Source organism: Idiomarina zobellii, from assembly GCF_900100855.1.
Classification (GTDB): domain Bacteria; phylum Pseudomonadota; class Gammaproteobacteria; order Enterobacterales; family Alteromonadaceae; genus Idiomarina; species Idiomarina zobellii.
This window is the reverse complement of sequence record NZ_FNCB01000004.1, coordinates 153,218-175,491: the sequence shown is the minus strand read 5'-3', so window position 1 is coordinate 175,491 and position 22,274 is coordinate 153,218. Positions and strand designations below refer to the sequence as shown.

The following is a 22,274-nucleotide window of genomic DNA, read 5'->3' as shown; positions in this document are numbered from 1 at the left end:
GTAGCTTGCTTAAGCTGCTGTACGCGGGTATGTTAAAAGCAACTGAGCGCTGGTCGCACCCGGTGCAGAACTGGAATCTGACACTGTCTCAGCTAACCATCCACTTTGAAGGTCGACTGGATGGCCACATAGATTTATGAAAACTTGGCTGACACAGAATATTGAACACTCTCCCGAAAGGGGCTTTTTTTAGGCCAGCTGTTTAATACTTATGCTCTGTACGCCGGAATTCTCACTGTCATAATCATCGGATGCTACAAATTGCTTGTTTTGAATAGGCTCGTCATCAAAGGCTTTGTCGCCGTCTTCTTTAGCAACACCGTCTGCCATAACTGATAAAAAGTCGAAAAGGTTATTATCGGCCAAATGTGAAGGAGCCACATTCTGCATGGCGGTAAAAATGCTTTCAACACGCCCCGGGAACTGCCTGTCCCACTGATTGAGCATTTGCTTTATTTGTTTGCGTTGTAAATTTTCCTGTGAACCGCACAAGTTACAAGGAATGATAGGGAACTCCATAGCTTGAGAATACTGCTCAATGTCTTTTTCTTTATTGTATGCAAGTGGTCGAATAACGATGTGCTCACCGTTGTCACTGGCAAGCTTTGGAGGCATCGACTTGAGCTTACCGCCATGAAATAAGTTTAAGAAAAGCGTTTCAATCATGTCATCGCGATGGTGACCCAGCGCTATTTTGGTCGCTTTTAGCTCTTTCGCAGTTCGGTACAAAATGCCACGGCGTAAACGAGAGCAAAGTGAACAGGTGGTTTTCCCTTCAGGAATTTTATCTTTGACGATGCTATAGGTGTCTTCTTCGACAATTTTATAGTCAACGTCTAGTGAATCCAGATAATTTGGCAGAACGTGCTCAGGGAAGCCCGGTTGTTTTTGATCGAGGTTAACGGCTACGAGAGAGAACTTAATAGGCGCGACACGTTGAAGATACATAAGGGTATCTAGCAATGTATAACTGTCTTTGCCGCCGGACAGGCAAACCATAATATGATCGCCGTCTTCAATCATGCCAAAATCCTGAATGGCTTTGCCGGTTTCCCGGCGAATTCGCTTCTGTAACTTATTGAAGCTGTACTGACTGCTATTTGCCATTATGGCTCCCGTTTACCCGACTTGCTTAAAATAACGCGCGGATTATACCTAAGCGGTTCGCATCAAGCGAGGGGGCATTTGAAATCTTCCGGTTTTATGGCCAGTACGTCACAGTTTATTTGGTCGAGCACATGCTCTGCGGTATTGCCGAGTAGGGCAGCGCTAATGCCGGTACGGCCGATAGTACCAAGCACAACAAGTTCGGCGTCCAGTTGTTTGGCAAAATCCGGTATCACTTGCTCAGGCAAACCTTGTGAAAGGTGCTGCGCATGAGAGGATATGCCAAATTCACGACCTAACGCCGCCATTCTATTAATGTGGTGTTGTTCCAGTGCATCTGAGTATTCCGTCACATCGAACTCAGGAATTTCGACCGCGATATTCACCGGAGCACTGGGATAAGCATTGACTAAATGAACACTAGCATCGAGTGTTTTACTCATTGCCTGAGCATGCTCAATTATTCGCTTATTAAGCTTTTGGTGGTGTTCTTCCTCAGAGCCTGTGTGAACGGCTGCGATAATTTGTCCATGACTTGGCCACTCGTGTTCTTTCACCAATAACACGGCACAAGGCGCTTTTCTCAGCAAATGCCAATCGGTTGGTGTAAAGAGAAGGTTCTGAAAGCTTGGACTCACTTGGGTGCCTTTAATCAGAAGCTCATGGTTATTTTTCAAAACTTCTTCAATAATGGCTTCAAAAGGACGGTTATGCCAAACAACCTCTTTTTCGATTTCCATGTTGTCAGTGTCAAACTGACTGAGCAGATCATCAATCCAGGCTTTTCTGTCTGCAATTAGGTTGGAGCGCATAATGTCACGCTCTTCACTCGACAGCATCGTTGTCATTTCATACGAAAAGTCGTAAATAGACAGAAATAACGTGAGTTTACAGTCAGGGTTGAGTCGCGCCATGTGCAACGCACGTTTGAGCGCTTTATGATGTTCATCTGCAGGGTCTAAAATGACCAGTAACTTATTAAAGCTATTCATCTTTATTCCTTAATTTGAACGCGACTAAAGTCATGTTTCTTTATTTAAGAATAGCTTATGAACAGTGAATTTGAAGCCTTTAATGACCCGATGCGTGGAAAAAAGGTTTGATCAGTGTCACGAAACTCCAAAGTGCATAAACAATAAGAAGAATACCCATAGCGGTGCGAACACCTCGGGCTTTTAAAAAGTTATGCAGGAACTGACTAAAATGACCAGCGGCTATCATTGCGGGTAGGGTACCTAGCCCAAAAAATGCCATAGTTAACGCACCGCCCTGAGCCGTGCCACTAATTGCCGCCCAGCTCAGTGCTGTATAAACCATTCCGCAAGGAAGCCAGCCCCATAATGCGCCGGCCAGAAAAGTATTCAAAACACCTTGGTTGTTCTTCAAACGCCCTGCGAGCGGCTGAATTTTTCGCCATAGCGGCGACGCCAGCTTTTCAATATAAACCAGGCCAGAGAACCAGCCGGTAAAGTATAATCCAAGCAGCAATAAAAACAGTGCAGCAAGCCACCGGAGTACCACTGTGGTGTATGAACCATCGGGAGATATTAACCCTATGGCAGCCCCGACCAGTGCTCCAATCAAAACATAAGAAGCAACGCGTCCAAGGTTGTAAACCCAGACAATATAAGGCTTAGAGCGAACGCCAATTGCACTGGCTATGCCACCGCACATTACCAGGCAGTGCCCGGCACCCGCTAAGCCCATCATAAGGGCTGTTATATAATCAGCGCTTTGCGTCATTATCACTTTCTTGCTCTTTGTTATCAGCGTCTTTTGGCTTGTCGTCATCCATTAAAATATTCAGGCCTTGTCGCTCAATGTCTTCAAACTGGTCGGAACGAACAGCCCAGAAGAAGACAGCAATGGCAATAATAACGAAAATAATTGCCACCGGAATTAATGCGTAGATAACACTCATTTCTTGTATAGCCTTAATGAATTGGCGATAACTAAAAGGGAGCTTAAGGACATCCCTAATGCGGCTGCCCATGGCGCAACAAAGCCAAATGCCGCAAACGGTAATATGCTGACATTATACAGCAATGCCCAGGTAAAATTCTGCCGCATAATGCTTCGTACTTTTGTCGCACCTTTAATCACCGTTTCAATTTGCCAGAGCGATTCGCCCATTAAAATAACATCGGCCGATGTCTGAGCGAGATCAGAGGCGCTGGAAAATGTCATGGAAAGATCAGCTTGCGCAAGAACCGGGCTATCGTTGATGCCATCACCAATCATCCAGACCGTATGACCGTTTCTCTGCGCGTCAGTTATTAAACTCAGCTTGTCTTCCGGTTTTGTCTCATGGTGCCACTCCTTGATACCCAGCGAGTGAGCAACACGTTCCACTCTGTCTTTACTGTCTCCACTGACAATAACTGGGTTATATCCTTGCTGCTGAAGGGTTGTTATTGTTTCTTTTGCCTCTGGCCGAAGTTGATCATCAACATGATATTCGGCTAAAACCTCAGATTCGTTCGCAAGAACAACCTGGTGCTCGCCATCAGGTTGGTACTGCGGATGCCACTGTTGAATGAAAGCACGGCTGCCGATGCGGTAGCGAATACCCTCTGCTATTCCTTCTAACCCAAGTCCCTGATAATTTTCGACACTATTAAAAGCCATAGGTTGCTCTGAAAGTAACTTCAATGGCGCTGCAATAGGGTGCTCAGAGTGACTCTCAAGACCTGCTGTCAGAGCATCATTATGATGACACTTTGCATAATCTCGCTTTGAAAGTAACTTAAATTTACCTTCAGTTAAGGTGCCGGTTTTATCCAGAAAGACTGTTTTTAAGCTTTTTACCGACTCAATCACATCGGCATTTTTTAACAAGATGCCATCATTATTTAATCGATGAATAATGCCGGTTAGCGCGGTTGGAGCGGCTAACGACAGTGCACAAGGGCAGGTGGCAACCAATACCGCCAACGTCACCCACAAAGCATGCTCAGGATTGATAAACCACCAGGCTAAGAAGGTAACTGTTGCGGTTAAAAGAATACCGGCAATGAAATAACCTGCCACTTTATCAATGACTTGTTGAACTTTGGGTTTGTCAGCTAAAGCAGCGTCCTGCATGGCTATAATTCCAGCAAGTACGGTTTGCTGAGCCACCTCGGTCACTTCCACGCGAATAGGGGAGCTTTGGTTTAAACTACCGGCAACCACTTTGTTGCCTTTTATTTTTGCAGCAGGGCGGCTTTCACCGGTCAGAAGACTTTCATCCACTTGCGCTTTGTCACTGAGCAAATGCCCATCTGCCGGCAAAGTTTCTCCCGGTTTAACACGAATAACATCGCCAACCTTTAGTTGGCGAACCGCTACCTCTTCTGTACTGTCAGCGGTTTCACGGATAGCTAATTTAGGCAGCAGGGTTAAACGGTTGGTTGCAAAGCGTAAGGCTCGCTCTTTTGCTAGTAGCTCAAGAAAGCGACCGGTCAACAAGAAGAACGTAAACATTGAGATAGACTCAAAGTAAACTTCTCCAGTGTTGGTAATAGTGGCGTACACACTAGCGCTGTATGCACCTAGTAAGGCAATGGATACCGGAATATCCATATTCAACTTGCTGGCCTGCAGGCCTCTTAATGCGCCGGCATAAAACGGCTGAGCACTGTATAAAATAACGGGGGTAGCAAACACCAGACTAACAATCCAAAGGAAGCGCTGAAGGCTTTCAGACAAGTCACCACCAACACCAAAGTAAAGACCAAAAGCCACCATCATCACTTGCATTGTCGCAATACCGGCAACGCCTAAGCGTTTAATGTAACTCTTACGCTGTTTCTCGTACTGGTGCTCTGCTTCGTTAGGTTGAAAAGGCAACGCTTTATAGCCAATGCGTGCAAGCGCTTGCAGTATTTCACTGAGTTTTAGGGCACCGTCGTCCCAATGAACCTGTAAACGCCGGCTGCTAACATTCACGACCGCTTTTCTAATGCCGTTGAGTCTCATTAACTCTTGCTCTATTAACCAGCCACAAGCACCACAGGTAATATTTTCAACCGTCAGGGTGGCAATTTGAATATTGTCACCAGCGTCCCGAATAAACTCTTTTTGAATATCTGGATGGTCGTATAGGCTTAGCTGCTTTAACTCATCGGGCAATAAAGGTGTTTCTAATGGTCGCTCATCGCGATGCTGATAATAGGCATCGAGGTTATGCTGAATAATGGTATTAGCAACGGCCTGACAGCCCGCGCAACAAACAGCGTGCTTTTCGCCTTTATAACTGACGGTTAAGTCAACGCCTTTCGGAACGGGCTGTAAACAGTGAAAGCATTCCATCGTTTAAACGCCGTAAAGAAGAGGGCGTAGCGGGGTAAACTCCGACTTTGGTAACTGATATTTTTCGCTGACTTTCCATACGCCATCGAAAGGTTCAACCGTAATGGTCCATTTACCATCAATGTTTTTCGGAATTTCTGCACGGTAGGTTCCGTCTGCGCTGCCTGTCACCATTAAATCGAAATCTTTGGATGCTTGTGTTGCGTGTACGAATTGAACTTTCAAAGCGCTCAGCTCTTCCGGTTTTCCAGTTTTATAACGCAGCTCAAAAACACCATTATTGGCGATGAATTCAAAGCTAATATCACGTCGCTGCGCTTCTTCAACGTGCTCAATTATCGCATTAATGGTTTTGCCGCGTTTGTAATAGTCATCAACGACCATTGAAAAATTACCCTGACTTACGGACAGATAAATAATAACGCCGCAAACGATCATTACCGTAACAGGGAGGGAAATGAGAAACCAAGGCCAGAACTGCTTATACCAAGGTTGTTGCATAGTAAACCTCTTACAAAAAACCCCGCCGTAGCGGGGCTTGTGATTTCCTTTTACTCGTCGTCAGAGAGCGAGTAAACATAAGCCGATATAACGTGTATTTTATCCTCACCCAGAATATCTTTCCAGGCAGGCATAACACCATTACGACCATGCTTAAGCGTTTCTTCAATTTTATTAATTGAACCGCCGTATAGCCAAACGTTATCGGTTAAGTTAGGAGCGCCTAACTGTTGATTACCTTTACCGTCGGCGCCGTGGCAGGCACTACAAACTGCAAAGTTGGCTTTGCCAGCTTCAACCAAGTCAGGATCACGGTCACGACCACTTAGACTCGCAACATAGTTAGCAAGCTCTGTAATTTGCTTGTCACTGAACTGCTCGCCAAATGCCGGCATGTTGCCTTGACGACCCTGTAATAGGGTTGTTTTTATCGCCTCAGGCGAACCGCCGTATAACCAATCATTATCCGTTAGGTTAGGGAAGCCCTGACCACCCATAGCATTAGAGCCGTGGCACTGAGCACAGTTTTGCAGGAACAAGCGTTGTCCTACATCGAGCGCATCTTCATTATGAGCCAACTCTTCAACAGGCTGTTGAGCATAAGCCTCAAAGATTGGCCCGTACTTTTCTTCTGCATCACGTACCGCGCGGTCGTACTCTACTATCATCCCATTGTCCTGAGACGCCTGCATTGCCTGACGTGACTCTTCCAATGACTGGATATCCTGATTCGAGCTCTTCCAGCCCAGTAGACCCTGGAAGTTACCCAGGCCAGGGTACAGCGCTAAGTAGATAAAGCCCCAAACAAAACACGCCCAAAACAGATACGTCCACCATTTAGGTAGTGGGTTATTCATCTCTACAATGCCATCGAATTCGTGGTCCATTTCCTGACCTTCTTCGATGTGTGTGTAGTTTTTCATGTTACAACGCAGCAGCCAGATCAATACCACTAAGGTGGCTAGCGTTAAAACAATGATCCATGCACTCCAGAAGCTACTCATCTTTCTTCGACTCCGGTTTGTCGCTATTAGTCGTTGATGAAGCCTCGTCTTCGAAAATAGAGTTGGCGGCTTCATCAAATTGTTTTTTACTGCGGCGGCTGAAAGCCCAGAACACAATGGCAATGAAAATTGCCAGGATGATCAGGCTAAACACGCCGCGCCAAGTTCCGTAATCCATTATTTATCAGCCTGCTGCAAAGCGGTACCCAGCGACTGAAGGTACGCAATAAGCGCATCCATTTCAGTTTCGCCCTGAACGGCTTCTTTTGCACCGGCAATATCTTCATCGGTATACGGAACGCCAAGAGAACGCATTACTTCCATTTTCTTCGCAGTTTTTTCGCCAGTTAATTTATTCTCATCTAACCAGGGAAACGCCGGCATGTTCGACTCAGGAACTACATTACGCGGGTTCATTAAGTGAACATAGTGCCACTCGTCACTGTAACGACCGCCGACACGAGCCAAGTCTGGTCCGGTACGCTTAGAACCCCATAGGTGAGGGAACTCCCAAACATGTTCACCGGCTAATGAGTAATGGCCATAACGTTCGGTTTCCGCACGGAATGGACGAATCATCTGGCTATGACAGTTATTACAACCTTCACGGATGTAGATATCACGACCTTCAAGTTCAAGCGCAGTGTATGGTTTCAAGCCTTTAATAGGCTCGTTAGTCTGGTTTTGGAATAACAGCGGTGTAATTTCAACCAAACCACCAATAGACACTGCGATTATCATGAAAATAGACAGCCAGCCTAAGTTCTTTTCAACAAATTCGTGTTTAAAGCGACTCATTTTCTTACCCCTCAGGCTGTTTGTACGACGTTGCCTGCGGCAGTCTCACGACGGCCAGCACGAATGGTTTTATAACAGTTATATGCCATTAACAGCATACCTACGACAATGAAGACACCACCAATGAAGCGGCCAGTCCAGAACGGGTAAGACGCCTGAACACTTTCAACAAAGCTGTAGGTGAGAGTTCCGTCAGAGTTAGTCGCACGCCACATTAGGCCTTGCATAACACCTGAAATCCACATAGAGACGATGTAGAAAACAACACCGATAGTGTGTAACCAGAAATGCACGTTCACTAATTTAATGCTGTGAATTTCTTTTTGGTTAAACAGGCGAGGTACTAAGTAGTACATAGAGCCAATGGTGATCATTGCAACCCAGCCAAGTGCGCCTGAGTGTACGTGACCAACTGTCCAGTCAGTGTAATGAGACAGGGCGTTAACCGATTTAATTGCCATCATTGGACCTTCAAAGGTCGACATGCCGTAGAACGACAATGACACAATTAAGAAGCGCAGGATTGGGTCAGTACGCAGCTTATGCCAAGCACCAGAAAGCGTCATGATACCATTGATCATGCCGCCCCAAGAGGGTACGAACAAGATAACTGACATGACCATACCGACCGACTGAGTCCAATCAGGCAAAGCGGTGTAATGCAGATGGTGAGGACCGGCCCAAATATACAGTGAAATAAGTGCCCAGAAGTGAACAACGGACAAACGGTATGAGTAAACCGGACGTTCTGCCTGCTTAGGTACGAAGTAATACATCATACCCAGGAAACCCGCAGTCAGCAGGAAGCCAACGGCGTTGTGTCCATACCACCATTGCACCATGGCATCGACAGCACCTGAGTACATCTAGTATGACTTAGTAAAGTCTACCGGTACTGCCAGGCTGTTAACGATATGAAGCATCGCAATAACAACAATAAAGCCGCCATAGAACCAGTTCGCAACATAAATGTGCGAGGTTTTACGAATGGCCAAAGTGCCGAAAAATACGATGAGATAAGCTATCCAGACAATGGCAATGAGGATATCAATTGGCCACTCTAGCTCAGCGTACTCTTTGGTACTGGTTAAACCTAGTGGCAGCGTAATAACAGCTGCAACAATAACGGCTTGCCAGCCCCAGAAGGTAAAGGCAGCAAGTTTGTCTGAGAACAGACTCACTTTACAGGTTTTTTGCACCACGTAATAAGAGGTAGCAAAAAGCGCACTAGTACCAAACGCAAAAATAACAGCGTTGGTATGAAGAGGGCGAAGACGTGAGTAGGTTAGCCAGGGGGTATTAAAGTTAAGCTCAGGCCAGACAAGCTGGGCTGCAATTAATACACCTAACGCCATACCGACGATACCCCAAATAATGGTCATGACAGTAAACTGCCGGACGACCTTCATATTATATTCGTTCGGTTGTTGTGGAATAGTTTGACTCATCTTTTAAATCCGCAATGATTAAGATCAGGAAAAAGGAGACTTTTACCAGACACACTCCTTGTAAAAGTACCTATATTTTACGCTTTATGTTCTAAAAGGTACAGGGGGATATTGCCAGTATCCCCATAACTTTCAAGGTTATTGCGTTTTAAAGCGGCTCACAAGTTGACTTAAATCAACACTGTTCTTGTTTAAGTTCTGACTGACTTCAGCAACTTGAGCGTTTGCCTCCTGGTTAGCGTGGGAAAGATCTGAAATACCCGTGATATTTTCGTTGAGATTTTTTGTGACTCGGCTTTGCTCGTCAGTAGCTGAAGCAATTTGCACGTTCATGGTTGAGATGTTGGCAACCGCTTCCTGTATTTGACCGATAGCTTGCTCGGCTTTCAGCGCTTCTTCATTGGTCGAAGCTGAACGACCCTCAACGTCCGTAATGATTTGGCTAACGTCTTTTATGGCTCCCTGAATGCTGTCAACAATGCCTGAAATTTCATCGGTTGAATGCTGGGTGCGTGTTGCCAGGGTTCTGACTTCATCAGCAACAACAGCAAAGCCACGGCCAGCTTCACCTGCACGAGCAGCTTCTATAGCAGCGTTCAATGCCAGTAAATTGGTTTGTTCTGCAATAGCGACAATGACACCCAGAATATTGCCAATTTTTTCCGAACCGCCCTGGAGTAGGCGGGCCTGGTCACCGGCCTTCTTAAGTTCATTAGTCAGTGCTTCAATGTTATTCACGGACTCACGCACAATGACAGCAGAGCGTCCAGCTTCTTCATCTGCCGTGTTCGCTGAATCTGCCGCCTGACGTGCGTGCTCAGCCACTTCAGCCGCGGACGATGAAAGCTCTGTAATAGCCGTAGCAACCGAGCCTGTTTGCGAGCTGAGTTCGTCGCTTTGACGACGACTGGTTGAAGAAAGCTCAGTCAGTTTTTTAGCAGCTTCACTTTCACTGTGTGCGCTTTCCTGAACACTTTGCACGAGCTGCTGAATTTTATGCACGAAGGTATTAAACGAAGCGGCGAGCCTGGCAAGCTCGTCCGAGCCTGAGTCGTCTAAACGGCGCGTTAAGTCACCTTCGCCTTCGGCAATATCAACCATGGCGCTGTTGATGGTTTTAAGCGGGCGAGTAATTGAGCGAATAATGAATATAAATAAGAGCATCAAAGGAACAGCAAGCACAAGAGCAAGACCTGCAAGCTTAAAGAACTCCTGCCATAAAATATCCGCAATATTATCGGTATACTGACCTGTTCCCAGAATAATATTCCAAGGTTCAAAGACACGAATTCGGCTAATTTTTGGCACTAAGTTATTGGCATCACTGCCTTTTTGCCAAATGTATTCGACAGTGCCCCGGTCGTTATTACGTGCTTTTTCGACCATTTCCTGAAAAAGTTGGGTACCTTCAGGGTCTTCATAAGAAAGAACGTTTTCACCCACCAGCGACTTCGTAAAAGGGTGCTGAACCATCTTACCTTGTCGGTTCAGTGTAAAAATATACTCTGCACCTTCGTAACGAATATCGTCCAGCCTGTTAAACGCTTGCTGTCGGGCTTCTTCTTCGGTTATGTCGCCGTTTTCAGCTTGCTCGTAATAGTAGTTAACAATGGTATGGGCAGAATCTAATACAGCATCCAGCTTGCGCTTTTCTTCGTCTATTAAAAGTCCATTTAGGATAAACATCATAAACGCCACCATCAGGGCGGTACCAAAAGCCGCTATTCCTAATAAAGTGACCAGCCTTTGCGTAATGCTAAGACGCTGTATTAACTTCATTGCCGTTCCTTAACTTTTAACGTAAGTCTTTATATCGTCTTAATTTACCCTTTCTTTACATAAAGAAAAGTAGACCAAAGTCAAAGAACTTGCTGATAAAACCACCGTTTATGGTGCTTGACGTCTAATCTGGCAAGGTTGTTCACCAAACCATTTGGCGACAGGTTTGTTTGTAGTTGGGTTTAACTTATCCATCTAAAAGTGGTTATTTAATTTACCTAATGTTAATTATAAATAACTTTATCGAAGTGGCGAATTGGTTGGTTTTGTCACCTTCACAATTCGCCGACCGTTTGAAAACTAGGCAATGTCTGCTATTTGTGACTGAGCATTCGATAAACCTTGCTCTCGTGACTCATCACCCATGTTCAGGCCTTCAGCACGAACGATTTCAACATCGGTAATACCGATAAAAGACAATGCTGTTTTTAGATAGGCCTCCTGGTGATCAAGCGCGCTCGCCTCTCCGGTTGAATAGACACCACCACGACCCGAAGCAATATAGGCTTTTTTGCCTTCCAGCAAACCTTCAGGACCATTTTCGGTATAACGGAAGGTTACGCCTGCCTGCAATACCCGATCAATCCAGGCTTTAAGCTGTGTAGGAATGGTGAAGTTATACATGGGGGCGCCAATGACTAAAACATCGGCGTTTTTGAGCTCTTCAATCAACTCGTTAATTAATGGCTTATCTTCAGCTAACAACTCATCAGCGCCTAAGTGCGGAATAGCGTCAGTCACTAAGTCACGGTGCTTTACCGAAATATCGCTTTCTGCTTGTAGCTTCTTAATAATGTCAGCACTTAACTGACGGCTCACTGAGCCTTCAACAAAAATACCAGAGTCTAAATGCAATACGTTCATAGGGTAGCTCCTTTAAGTCTTACCTTATTCATAATGTTGGCGTTAATACTAAGTGTTCCGAATTAAATGAAAAGACGATAAAATGGGATTAAACGTTCCAAAATTAGAACACTTATGTCGATACCCAATATTGCAAATTACTATTTATTCGCCCGCACGGTGCGTGTCGGCAGTATTAATGCGGCGGCAAGAGAATTAGAGCTACCAAAGTCGACCATAAGCCGCAGGCTCAGCCAATTAGAGAAAGAGCAGGGCGTACGCCTTGTAAACAGGGGGCGTTCAGGGTTAAAGCTTACTGACGTTGGCGAAGCATTTTTGGTGCATTGCGAGTTATTAGTTGATGCGGCTGAGTCTGCGCAGATGGTGACTCAGGCATTGTTAGAAAAGCCCAGAGGTCGTGTGAATATTAGCTGTCCGTATGCCATCAGCCAAAGTTTACTGGTCAAAGTACTGCCTGAGTTTATGGATAAATACCCCGAAGTGCAGCTTAATGTTATTGCTACCAATAGGCCGGTTAACCTCATTGATGAAAATATCGACATTGCGCTTCGGGTACGTCCGTATATTGAAGACTCCTCGTTAATTGCGCGGCCATTAACAGAGTCGCCATCAAGTTTGTTTATTTCTCCTGAGCTGTTGAACGCGCAGCCGGTTAAAGAGCCCCAGGACTTAATACAACACCCACAACTGAGTTTGCATTACACCAGCGGTCGTTACCATTATCAGCTAACCAATGAACAAGGCGACAAGCAGCAAATCAATTTCCAGCCGAAACTGATTAGCGACGACATGATGCTGTTAAAAGAAGCCGCCATTAATAACCAGGGAATTGTCGCATTGCCAAATTACATAGGACAGCAAGCGGTATCTGAAGGGCTGCTTGTTCAGTTACTACCAAACTGGAACTTACCGGTTGGCATTATGCACATGACATATTCTCATCGCCGTGGACTTAAACCTGCGGTAAGAACCTTAATAGATTTTCTTGCTGAAAAACTTCCTGAAGTAGCAGAGCACACGTTTTAAAGTTAGCGCTTACCGGCTTAGTTATCCATTTATATATCTCATTTAACATAATATACATTATACGCAATTATGTAATATGGTGTTTTACGGCCCAAATCATCGGTTACTCAGGAATTCTGGTATCATGCGCTCATAGATAATAAAGAGACGGTTTTATGAAATTAGACTACAAGGCGTTACAGCCGGATATTGAAACCTGGTTAAAGAGTTTTCCTGCTGAGCTGAGTGAGAACCCATTGGTTGGTCAGTCACGCGCAGCTAAGGCTTTTGGCGACTCACTGCAGCAGCATGGTACGTATTCAAATATCTATGCGTTGTTTTCGCCTGGCATTTTAAAACGTGATGTACTTAACGCGTATTTCAATGAGCATCAGTGGGAGTATTCAAGCTGGTACGACTGGGTTTATATGGCGAATCCAAAAGATGCACTTCGACCTGTTGCGGTTAATATCCCGTCAGGCTCTGCTGAGTCATTTTTAGAAGCGGTTTGGGCGTTTATTAATTTACCCAAGGACAATCGCGAAGAAGCCTATAAAGAAATAACTCAAACCTATGACACGCACAAACTGCGTGACTATATGCAACAAATACGAGATGTGGCGCCCGAAGACATACAAGGCGAACAACTGGCCAGTATTTTAGTCGCACACGAGCACCCTGCTCCTTATTACTATTGTGATCGGGTTACTGAGGAGCGGCTATTCGGCCACATTGGCGTACAGGCTATTGAAGGAACTGTTCGTTCAGAGCTTCACCTTATTGAGCCTGGACTTATTCATAAAGCCAATGGTGGCGTTTTAGCCATTGAAGTCGCAGAACTTTTAGAAGACATTAAGCTTTGGAAACGTTTGAAAAACGTGATTGAGTGCAGCGAGCTGGAATGGTCAGCAGCAAAACCTGACTCTGGTACAGCGTTCTTCTATCGTCCTGAGCCGGTTCCGGTTAACTTAAAAGTAATTTTATTAGGCTCTCGTAATGAGTATGCCCAGCTGCGTGAGTACGACGAAGACTTTGATCATTTCTTTCCATTTCTGGCGGACTTTCATGGGCATTATGCCACTCAGAATGAGCCTGTTGCCCCCTACTTCGATTACCTTAATTACGTTTGGCAAATTGCTGATGTTTTACCTTTGAGCCAAAGTGGCTATGCGGGACTACTAAAGGTTTGCGCGCGATACACTGACTATCAGCAGGAGTTAACGCTTAACTCCGTGCGCTTGTTACAAGTATTAAGAGAAGCGAACAGCTGTGCTTTGGAGCGTCAACAAACGGAAATTGATAAGCAAGCTATTGATGACGCTTTACAACAACAGCGTGACCGCGAAGGCAATTTAGCAGAATTGAGTCGTCGTAGCATACTTGAACAACAGGTTCGTATTGATACACATGGTGAGGCAATTGGTCAGCTAAACGGCCTTACGGTTGTAACTATGGGCGGTAGCGAGTTTGGCGAACCTTCGCGAATTACCGCGACTATCCATTATGGCGACGGCGATATTATTGATATCGAGCGTAAATCGGATTTGTCCGGAAATATTCATACAAAAGGCGTGATGATTCTCAGTGCTTATTTAGCAAACCAATTTGCACGGTACGCGCCGCTGTCGGTGTCGGCGACAGTCGTCTTTGAACAGTCTTACTATGAGGTCGATGGTGACAGCGCCTCTTTAGGAGAACTGTGTTGCTTGCTGTCGGCTCTGGCTAATATTCCGCTGAAGCAGTCGTTAGCCATAACAGGCGCTGTGGACCAGTTCGGTAATGTGCAGTCTATTGGGGCTGTTAACGAAAAAATTGAAGGCTACTACGCTCTGTGTAAAGAACGTGGTTTAAATGGCGAACAAGGCGTCATTATTCCTGTTTCCAATAAGCACCAACTGAACTTGAACGAGGAAGTCATTGACGCGGTAAAACAAGGGAACTTCCACATCTATGCTGTGGCTCACGTCGAGGAAGCATTAGAGATACTCTCTTCCTGCAGGGCGGATAACTTTTTCCAAAAGGTAAAAGAAAATACCTTAGAAGATGATGAGTCAGGTCAACCTATTGGCTTTTGGCGTCGACTTTTTTCTTAATTCCCCCTCATAAACACTTGTCGGATTTGTTTAGCGTACAGCTGTACGCTAAACTGCTGCACAGTTTTTTCAATTACTTAAGGTGTTTATGAATCAGTCGAGCTTTACTCGGGAAGAGCTGCTGGCTTGCAGCCGTGGTGAAATGTTTGGTCCAGGTAACAGCAAGCTACCCGCCCCTGATATGTTAATGATGGATAGAATCGTCGAGATTAGCGAAGATGGCGGCGCTCATGGCAAAGGCTATATTCACGCAGAATTAGATATTAACCCTGATCTTTGGTTTTTCCAGTGTCACTTTATTGGTGACCCAGTCATGCCGGGATGCTTAGGCTTAGACGCAATGTGGCAATTGCTGGGCTTTCACCTGGCATGGTCAGGCGGCCCCGGTCGCGGTCGTGCATTAGGCGTTGGCGAAGTTAAGTTTACGGGACAAATTCTGCCTGAGCATAAAAAAGTCAGTTATTACATTGATATGAAACGCGTTATAAAACGCAAGCTGTTCATGGGCGTTGGCGACGGTCGTGTCGAAGTTGATGGCCGTGAAATTTATACCGCGAAAGACTTAAAAGTCGGATTATTTACCGATACTTCAACGTTTTAATTGCACGACATAAGTTTGCTTAAAACAAAAACGCCGATAGCAACAACTATCGGCGTTTCTCCTTTAAAGGAATGACAAATTAGCGAAACAAGCCGGTATTCCTTGCTTCCATGGCGTCTCTCCAGCCACCTAACCAATGCGACCTAAACTCGTCTTGAGTTTGATAAGGACAGTTATCTTTCGAACGCCCATGTAAGCCGGCTTTAAAGCCTTGAGTGTGAGCTCTTTCAAAGCGATCGCGTTTTTGTCTTTTCATAAATCTATCCTCGCCTGTTGTTCACAGTTGTTCTTTTAAAGAGGCTTTTTATTAATGCCTCTCTACTATTGATAGACTTATTTGGAGAGAGTTCAATTGTAAAAGTGGCAGAGTCTCAGTTGACATTTTTTAACGAATTGAAACTGTGCCACTTTTTTATATAGAACGTTTAGCTATTAATTTTTGATTTACGGCGAAATACAGAAATAAGTGCGCCTAAACCCATAAAGCCGAGCAACGTGCCAAGACCTAAACTTGCACCTTGTCTTTCAACACGGTTTTCTTGTTGGGTACAGTCGTTTAGCTCGCCATCAGCTGCCGAAGGGTCAAGTTTCACCGTAACGACCACGTCGCGTGTTTGAGTTTCCCCTTCGCTGTCAGTGTACTCTTCAGCTTTTAAAGCGGTTGCAACAATAACGCCGCTGTCATTAATACTGTTCGCCTCAATAATATTGTAGGGAGCGTCACAGCTTATTGTATCGTTCAAATTAATAAACTCAGCGCCCTCTTCTGTTGAGTCGAACATAAATCCAGCTCTGTCGCGAGTCGCTAAGGTTGCTTCAACTTCTCCAGTCCCGACCACAATACCGTCATCATTAATAGCATTAGCGACTGTAGATGAGCCAGTGAAGAACCCCGGTAAGGTTGTAAGCTGTTCGTTGTCCACACTATAAATGAAGCCGGTAGTTCTCAGCTTAGACGAAATAACTTCGGCAAGGTAACCCGTCGCAACGTTATTATCGTTAATATCATTGACCGAACCCCAACGATATTTTGTGTCTTCTGTTACCGCTAAGGCTTCGCCTTCAACAAAAATAGCCGGCATTTTTATCGCGTCTAAGTCAGGATGATACGTCCAGCTTTGACCACCGGCTATACCGTTGTTGTTGACCGTGTATGCGTAACTCGAAAAGTCGTTTTCATCTTCTTCTTCACGAGGCATTAAAGTGCCAAGCTGCTGTGGCTCACCAATGACATTGCCACTGGCGTCCAATTGCCATAAGAAACCACGAACGTCGTAAATAGAACGGTTAGCACCAAAAGAGCCACTACTTCTTCTTGAGTAAAAGCTGTATGTAAATGGCTCTATATTATTTGCGGTACTGTTTTTCAAAGCGAACCATGTTTCCCAGGCACAAACCTGCACCGGTTTGGTAACAATGGTTTCTTCGTCTTCAGGCGTACAGTCAGCAATTCGCTCTTCAGCTAAAGGGCTGACTGCCACACTCGCATAACCGGCTGCTAAACCTGAGTCGTTAATATCCATTAACGCGGTTTCACCGCCTAAGTATTGTGTTTCTGGTGGCGTTACCTGAGTTACTTCGCCATTGTTAAACCATACTCCACGAGTAATAAAGTCAGAGACAAAGTATTCTTGCGTTTGCTCCTCGCCGTCGCCATCGGTATAGGTATACTCGATAAGCTCGTAAGGCGCGGTACTGTAACCCACAGCCGAGTTAGCATTGTTTATGCTGTAGAAAAAGCTGTCTGTACTGTCTGCCCATTGCTCACCTGTTGGTGGTATAGGTTCTACTGCCTGGGTTGTCGTATCAAAGTAGAACGCTTGATTAAGTCCTATACGTTGTTGTTGAGTATTTGATGTGCTTTCATTTGCTAAGTTGCGTATGAAATTGACAATTTGCTCATCTGTAAGAGTGTCCGGGTCTTCAATTCCCAAGCGCTCAAAGTCAATTTCTGCGGTTTCTGGTAAGCGCGAAACACCTACTACAAAGTTTTGTGCGTTAATATCTCTGGCAAAACTATGACGAAAGTTGTCGGCTGTGGGTATTTCTTCTACTTGGTACAGATCAGCGGCAGCTGACAGTGACAGCGATGACAAAATAGCGGCAGTAACAGCTTTTGTTGTAAATGTTTTCATTATTAATAACTACTCTATTCAGATAAGTTTTCGAGTTCTTCCCAACGCTCAAGATCCTGCATGAGCTGCTCTTCCAGCTCAGTAATTTCGTTCATTACAGGCTCTGTTTTTTCTAGCGGTTGTTCAAAAAACCCGGCTTCATTAATTGATTCTTGTAACTTTTTCAGTCGCGCTTCTTTTTCAGCAATAACTTGCGGCAAAGCTTCCAGCTCACGTTGTAGCTTGTAGGATAACTTTTTACGCGGCTTAGCTGAACTTTTAACCGATTTTTGTGTATTCGATTCTTGTTTTTCGTTCGAGTCAGACTCTTTTGTTGGGGCTTTGGTTCCCTTAGTTTTAGAAGAATCTGCCTTAGTTGTAGGAGCTTTGTTTTTCAGGTAATGCTCAAGCTCTGTAAAACCACCCACTATCTCGGTTATAACGCCCTCACCTTCGAAATACAACACACTGGTTGCGGTGTTGTCGACAAATTCACGGTCGTGACTAACCAAGAGAACTGTGCCTTCGTAACTCGCAATAATCTGCTCTAAAAGCTCCAGCGTTTCAATGTCTAAGTCGTTGGTAGGCTCATCGAGTACCAAAATGTTGCTTGGTTTTAGCAGTATTTTCGCCAGTAAGGCGCGATTTCGCTCACCACCAGACAATGCACTGACCGGTGTACGTGCCTGCTTCGGGGTGAATAGAAAGTCCTGTAAGTAACTTAAGATATGTCGCGGACGCCCCTGAAACTCAATGTCTTGTTTGCCGTCACCCACGTTGTCCATAACCGACTGACCCGGGTCGAGCTGTGCCCGGTGTTGGTCAAAGTAAGCGACTTCCAGGTTTGTTCCTAAGCGCACGACGCCAGAGTCCACCGGCTGGTCACCCAAAATAACCTTAATCAAGGTACTCTTTCCACAACCATTGGGGCCAACAAAAGCAACTTTGTCACCACGCATGAGCAACAAATCGAGATAGCTAATGATTTGTTGTTCTCCAAACACCAGTGACATATTTTCGCCTTCAAAGACTTTCTTACCGGAACGCTGTGACTCGTTCACTGATAAGTTCGCCTTGCCTTGCAGTTCTCGGCGCTGTTGTCGCTGCTTGCGCAAGTCTTGTAACGCTCGAACTCGGCCTTCATTGCGCGTTCGTCTCGCTTTAATGCCCTGTCGGATCCACGCCTCTTCTTGTGCGAGCTTCTTATCAAACTCGGCGTTTTGAGCCGTTTCAACTTCCAGCGCTTCGTTCTTTTTTACCAAGTAATTGTCGTAGTTACCTACGTAGCTGGTGAGTATGCCGCGATCGAGGTCTATAATGCGAGTGGCCAGACGTCGAATAAATGCGCGGTCGTGACTGATAAACAACACAGCCCCTTTAAAGGCGACAATTTGTTCCTCCAGCCAACGGACCATTTCAATATCTAAATGGTTGGTCGGCTCATCCAGCAATAACAAGTCTGGGTCAACAACCAAAGCGCGCGCTAAAGCAACACGTCTTAACCAACCACCAGACAATGAGGCCATGGTGTCGTCAGCAGGTAACTGCAAGCGCGTTAATGTTTGTTCTATACGAGTGGCCATTTGCCAACCGTTGCAGGCATCAAGAGCGGTCTGAACTCTTTCTAAATCTTGTAACACCTTTTCGCTATGCGCTGCATCAGCCAGCTGTTCGGAAAGCTCATGATATTCCGATAATAGCTTTCCGGTTTCGGCTAAGCCTTCAGCAACATAATCATAAATTTTTTGCGTAGACTGTGCAGGAGGGTCCTGAGGTAAACGTGATACTTTAGTATCACCTATCCACTGCACACTACCCGAATCTAAAGTAACTTCGCCGTCAATTGTCTTTAGTAATGTAGACTTGCCTGCGCCATTGCGACCAACCAGGCAAATGCGCTCACCGGCTTCAACGGTAAAATCGACGCCATCAAGAATGGCATCTGCGCCAAAGGCTAAATGAGCATCCTGAACTCGCAACAAACTCATTGCTCAATAAACTCCAATAGTTGCTTTTCATCGAATGGCCAACGAAGTTCACTGTCATCGTTGGCTTTCACGAATACAGGCACAAGCCAGCCATATTCTTCTTGTAAGTCATCTTGTTCCGAAATATCGACGACCCCAAGCTCTACTGGCTCTTCTAATGCTAACTGATACAGCATTTGCAACGCTTGTGTGCATAACGGGCAATTGGGCTTAGTTAATAGGTAAACTGCCGACATTAGTGCGCCCGGGAAATAATAAAATAATGGTGTATGCCTTTATGACGTTTGAAGTCTTCAGGTATAGACGCCTGCGTTTGGTCGTTAACTTCAAAGCCGGCTTTTTCCAAGCCTTCGACATCAATTTTAAACTTCTTGCGGTTGTTAGAAAACAAAATGACACCGTCTTCGTGCAGCAAGTTTGCTGCAGTTTTTATCAACCCAACGTGGTCACGCTGTATATCCAGTGTGCCCGTCATTCGCTTAGAATTACTGAACGTTGGTGGATCCAGGAAGATCACATCAAATGCTTGATTCCCTCTTTGCTCCCGCATCCAGCTAAAGCAGTCAGCTTGAATAAAATCATAGTCGCCACGCAAATTGTTGAGTTCGAAGTTGCGTTCACCCCATTTAAGGTAAGTGTTCGACATATCTACCGAAACCACACGTTTCGCCCCGCTTCTGGCGGCTTGAACCGATGCTGTACAGGTATAAGCAAACAGGTTTAGAACATCGAGCTCATTACACTTGTCCAAAAGCTCCTTGCGAACTAAGCGATGATCCATAAACAAACCCGTGTCGAGATAATCGGTTAAGTTCACCTCGAAACGTGCACCGTATTCGTGAACCGTCAGTACCTTACTTTCCTGCGAGCGCTTCTCATATTGCTGGCGACCGCTTTGGCGCTGGCGGCGCTTTAAGACAATATTGCTTTCATCAAATGGTAGAGCTTCACTTAAGGTTTCTAGCATGAACCACAGACGATCGTTTGCGACCCCGTCGGGTACTGTTTTAGGAGCTGCATATTCCTGAACCACTAAGTAGTCGCCGTATATATCAATGGCAGCATTGTACTCAGGAATATCGGCATCATAGACGCGCCAACAATCCAGCTCTTCTTTGTCAGCCCACTTGCGAAGTTTTGAATAATTCTTTTTAAGTCTATTTAAAAGGTCATTACTTTTACTTTCTGTAAAGTCTGGCTGCTCTTTAGTTAAGTCATAAAGCGCTAAAGTGACAGGAATGGCACCATTTAGTAACGAATATTTCTTATGACTTCTCAGTCGTAAACGCTTCAGCAGTTGCTCGTCACCGGCAAGTATTGCTAGCTGCCAGTTGTGAAAGTTTTCTTTTAAGGTTTGTCCGAAACGCTGGTAAAGCAATAACGTCTCAACAACTTCACCTAAACGCTCACCGTAAGGCGGATTCGTGACCAACAAACCCGATTCAGCAGGCGCTTCCAGGTCTGTTGCGTCTCGCTCTTCCCACTCAATAACATTATTCAGCAGTACGCGACTCGCGTTACTGCGGGCAATGGATATCATTCGTCCGCTACTATCAGAACCTTTTATGATGCCTTTGAAAGCGGCCTTGCCAACCTTGAAGCGTTCTTCCGCTTCGTCTAGCACACTGTGCCATGCGGCTGTGTCATGTCCTTTCCAACGCAGAAAGCCCCAGTGCCCGCGACCAAGGCCGGGCGCGTGATCAGAGGCCATCATCGCAGCCTCAATAAGCAAAGTGCCTGAGCCACAAAAGGGATCAAAAATAGCGGGTTGAGGTTTTTCTAGCTCGGTTTTAATACCCGAGCGAATAAGAATTGCTGCCGCTAAGGTTTCGCGCAACGGCGCTGCGCCCTGCTCTGTCCGATAACCACGTTTGTGCATACCGTCACCAGAGAAGTCTAACGACCACACCAGTTTTCCTTTATGCAGACGAACCGCAATACGAATATCGGGCTGCTCCTTTTCTATGTTCGGTCTTGCCAGCCCCTTATTTCGGAAGTAGTCGACAATACAGTCTTTTACCAATTGTGCACCGAATTGAGTATGACGAATATCGTCATTACCACCGGAAAAGTCCACGATAAAGGTTTCATTATTACTAAAGACACTTTGCCAGTTAAACTGAGTCAGTGTCAGCTTTATGTCGTCCAGACTGCTGGGTTCGTGTTCACCTAACTGGAGCAACATACGGCTTGCCAAACGAGACCACATAACAATGCGGTAGGCCTGCTCTAAAGAAGCATCGATATAGCAACCGGCAAATGTTTGTTTTAAATAAGGTAATTCGTAAGCCTGCAATTCTTCGTGAAGTAGCTCTTCGAGCCCTTTGGCACAGGCGATAAAAAAACGATGCATAAATTCCGACTTGTTCATTCAGTAAACCGCAATTATAACGGAGAGCCACTTGGCTGTCTTTAATAACCCGGGAAATAACCTTAAATGAGTAATTAATAAGCACTTAACTCCAATTTGACTGAATAGTAGGCGGTTAAGTGAAATAAGGCTTGCGCTATGGAAAGGACAGGTATAGTATTCGCCTCATCGGACGCGGGGTGGAGCAGTCTGGTAGCTCGTCGGGCTCATAACCCGAAGGTCGTAGGTTCAAATCCTGCCCCCGCAACCAATTATCCTTTCTAAAGTAACTCCTTTAAATAATCTTCAGAAATTTACTTCCAAAAAGA

19 protein-coding genes, 1 tRNA gene and 2 pseudogenes are annotated in these 22,274 nt (G+C 45.3%); 5 read left to right on the top strand and 17 right to left on the bottom strand.

Going from position 1 to position 22,274, the window contains the following annotated elements; translation table 11 throughout:
- A pseudogene (locus BLT32_RS12825) lies at positions 1-140 on the top strand (IS256 family transposase); the annotation flags it as partial.
- Between the two features lie 49 nt (positions 141-189).
- Here the strand turns inward: BLT32_RS12825 and ttcA are convergent.
- The 12 genes and pseudogenes from ttcA to BLT32_RS06150 all read right to left on the bottom strand — a co-directional run bounded on the left by ttcA (position 190) and on the right by BLT32_RS06150 (position 11,794).
- Positions 190-1,107, bottom strand: coding sequence for a tRNA 2-thiocytidine(32) synthetase TtcA (gene ttcA, locus BLT32_RS06205; RefSeq protein WP_053953655.1), 918 nt, complete (start codon positions 1,105-1,107; stop codon positions 190-192).
- Positions 1,108-1,169: 62 nt separating this feature from the next.
- Positions 1,170-2,099: a universal stress protein UspE gene (gene uspE / locus BLT32_RS06200; protein WP_053953654.1), complete on the bottom strand. Its 930-nt coding sequence runs from the start codon at positions 2,097-2,099 to the stop codon at positions 1,170-1,172.
- A gap of 79 nt (positions 2,100-2,178) precedes the next feature.
- Complete coding sequence (locus BLT32_RS06195; RefSeq protein WP_074668913.1) at positions 2,179-2,850, bottom strand: sulfite exporter TauE/SafE family protein; 672 nt, start codon at positions 2,848-2,850, stop codon at positions 2,179-2,181.
- Positions 2,834-3,028 carry a cbb3-type cytochrome oxidase assembly protein CcoS gene (ccoS, locus tag BLT32_RS06190; protein WP_053953653.1) on the bottom strand — a complete coding sequence of 65 codons (195 nt, stop codon included), beginning with the start codon at positions 3,026-3,028 and terminating at the stop codon, positions 2,834-2,836. Before ccoS ends, BLT32_RS06195 begins: the two co-directional genes overlap by 17 nt.
- Entirely contained in the window at positions 3,025-5,400 is a 2,376-nt protein-coding gene (locus BLT32_RS06185) for a heavy metal translocating P-type ATPase (protein ID WP_053953652.1), read from the bottom strand. The genes ccoS and BLT32_RS06185 overlap by 4 nt, the downstream gene beginning before the upstream one ends.
- Before the next feature lie 3 nt (positions 5,401-5,403).
- The gene (locus BLT32_RS06180; protein WP_053953651.1) at positions 5,404-5,901 is read right to left on the bottom strand and encodes a FixH family protein; all 498 of its coding nucleotides are present in this window, start codon (positions 5,899-5,901) and stop codon (positions 5,404-5,406) included.
- A 50-nt stretch (positions 5,902-5,951) separates the two neighbouring features.
- Positions 5,952-6,905, bottom strand: coding sequence for a cytochrome-c oxidase, cbb3-type subunit III (gene ccoP / locus BLT32_RS06175; RefSeq protein ID WP_053953650.1), 954 nt, complete (start codon positions 6,903-6,905; stop codon positions 5,952-5,954).
- On the bottom strand, positions 6,898-7,083 hold the full coding sequence (locus BLT32_RS06170) for a cbb3-type cytochrome oxidase subunit 3 (protein WP_053953649.1): 186 nt from the start codon (positions 7,081-7,083) through the stop codon (positions 6,898-6,900). Before BLT32_RS06170 ends, ccoP begins: the two co-directional genes overlap by 8 nt.
- Complete coding sequence (gene ccoO / locus BLT32_RS06165; RefSeq protein ID WP_053953648.1) at positions 7,083-7,703, bottom strand: cytochrome-c oxidase, cbb3-type subunit II; 621 nt, start codon at positions 7,701-7,703, stop codon at positions 7,083-7,085. Before ccoO ends, BLT32_RS06170 begins: the two co-directional genes overlap by 1 nt.
- A gap of 11 nt (positions 7,704-7,714) precedes the next feature.
- A pseudogene (ccoN, locus tag BLT32_RS06160) lies at positions 7,715-9,151 on the bottom strand (cytochrome-c oxidase, cbb3-type subunit I).
- A gap of 138 nt (positions 9,152-9,289) precedes the next feature.
- Complete coding sequence (locus BLT32_RS06155; protein ID WP_053953647.1) at positions 9,290-10,930, bottom strand: methyl-accepting chemotaxis protein; 1,641 nt, start codon at positions 10,928-10,930, stop codon at positions 9,290-9,292.
- Positions 10,931-11,230: 300 nt separating this feature from the next.
- Positions 11,231-11,794, bottom strand: coding sequence for an FMN-dependent NADH-azoreductase (locus BLT32_RS06150; RefSeq protein ID WP_053953646.1), 564 nt, complete (start codon positions 11,792-11,794; stop codon positions 11,231-11,233).
- Positions 11,795-11,908: 114 nt separating this feature from the next.
- Here BLT32_RS06150 and BLT32_RS06145 point away from each other — a divergent pair, with 114 nt between their 5' ends.
- The 3 genes from BLT32_RS06145 (at position 11,909) to fabA (ending at position 15,493) form a co-directional block, all read left to right on the top strand.
- Positions 11,909-12,820: a LysR substrate-binding domain-containing protein gene (locus tag BLT32_RS06145; protein WP_053953645.1), complete on the top strand. Its 912-nt coding sequence runs from the start codon at positions 11,909-11,911 to the stop codon at positions 12,818-12,820.
- 155 nt (positions 12,821-12,975) lie between these two features.
- The gene (locus tag BLT32_RS06140) at positions 12,976-14,892 is read left to right on the top strand and encodes an AAA family ATPase (RefSeq protein WP_053953644.1); all 1,917 of its coding nucleotides are present in this window, start codon (positions 12,976-12,978) and stop codon (positions 14,890-14,892) included.
- Positions 14,893-14,980: 88 nt separating this feature from the next.
- Positions 14,981-15,493: a 3-hydroxyacyl-[acyl-carrier-protein] dehydratase FabA gene (gene fabA / locus BLT32_RS06135; protein ID WP_053953643.1), complete on the top strand. Its 513-nt coding sequence runs from the start codon at positions 14,981-14,983 to the stop codon at positions 15,491-15,493.
- Positions 15,494-15,572: 79 nt separating this feature from the next.
- Here the strand turns inward: fabA and rmf are convergent, their stop codons facing one another.
- The 5 genes from rmf to rlmKL all read right to left on the bottom strand — a co-directional run bounded on the left by rmf (position 15,573) and on the right by rlmKL (position 21,948).
- A complete protein-coding gene (gene rmf, locus BLT32_RS06130) occupies positions 15,573-15,749 on the bottom strand; it encodes a ribosome modulation factor (protein ID WP_053953642.1) in 177 nt (58 codons plus the stop codon).
- A gap of 169 nt (positions 15,750-15,918) precedes the next feature.
- Positions 15,919-17,628, bottom strand: coding sequence for a DUF3466 family protein (locus BLT32_RS06125; protein WP_053953641.1), 1,710 nt, complete (start codon positions 17,626-17,628; stop codon positions 15,919-15,921).
- Between the two features lie 14 nt (positions 17,629-17,642).
- Positions 17,643-19,595, bottom strand: a complete 1,953-nt coding sequence (gene uup, locus BLT32_RS06120) for an ATP-binding cassette ATPase Uup (protein WP_053953640.1) — start codon at positions 19,593-19,595, stop codon at positions 17,643-17,645.
- On the bottom strand, positions 19,592-19,831 hold the full coding sequence (locus tag BLT32_RS06115) for a glutaredoxin family protein (RefSeq protein ID WP_053953639.1): 240 nt from the start codon (positions 19,829-19,831) through the stop codon (positions 19,592-19,594). The genes uup and BLT32_RS06115 overlap by 4 nt, the downstream gene beginning before the upstream one ends.
- A complete protein-coding gene (gene rlmKL, locus BLT32_RS06110) occupies positions 19,831-21,948 on the bottom strand; it encodes a bifunctional 23S rRNA (guanine(2069)-N(7))-methyltransferase RlmK/23S rRNA (guanine(2445)-N(2))-methyltransferase RlmL (protein ID WP_053953663.1) in 2,118 nt (705 codons plus the stop codon). Before rlmKL ends, BLT32_RS06115 begins: the two co-directional genes overlap by 1 nt.
- Positions 21,949-22,139: 191 nt before the next feature.
- On the opposite strand from rlmKL, the gene BLT32_RS06105 reads away from it, so the two are divergent.
- A tRNA-Met gene (locus tag BLT32_RS06105) sits at positions 22,140-22,216 on the top strand.
- Positions 22,217-22,274 lie beyond the last annotated feature (58 nt).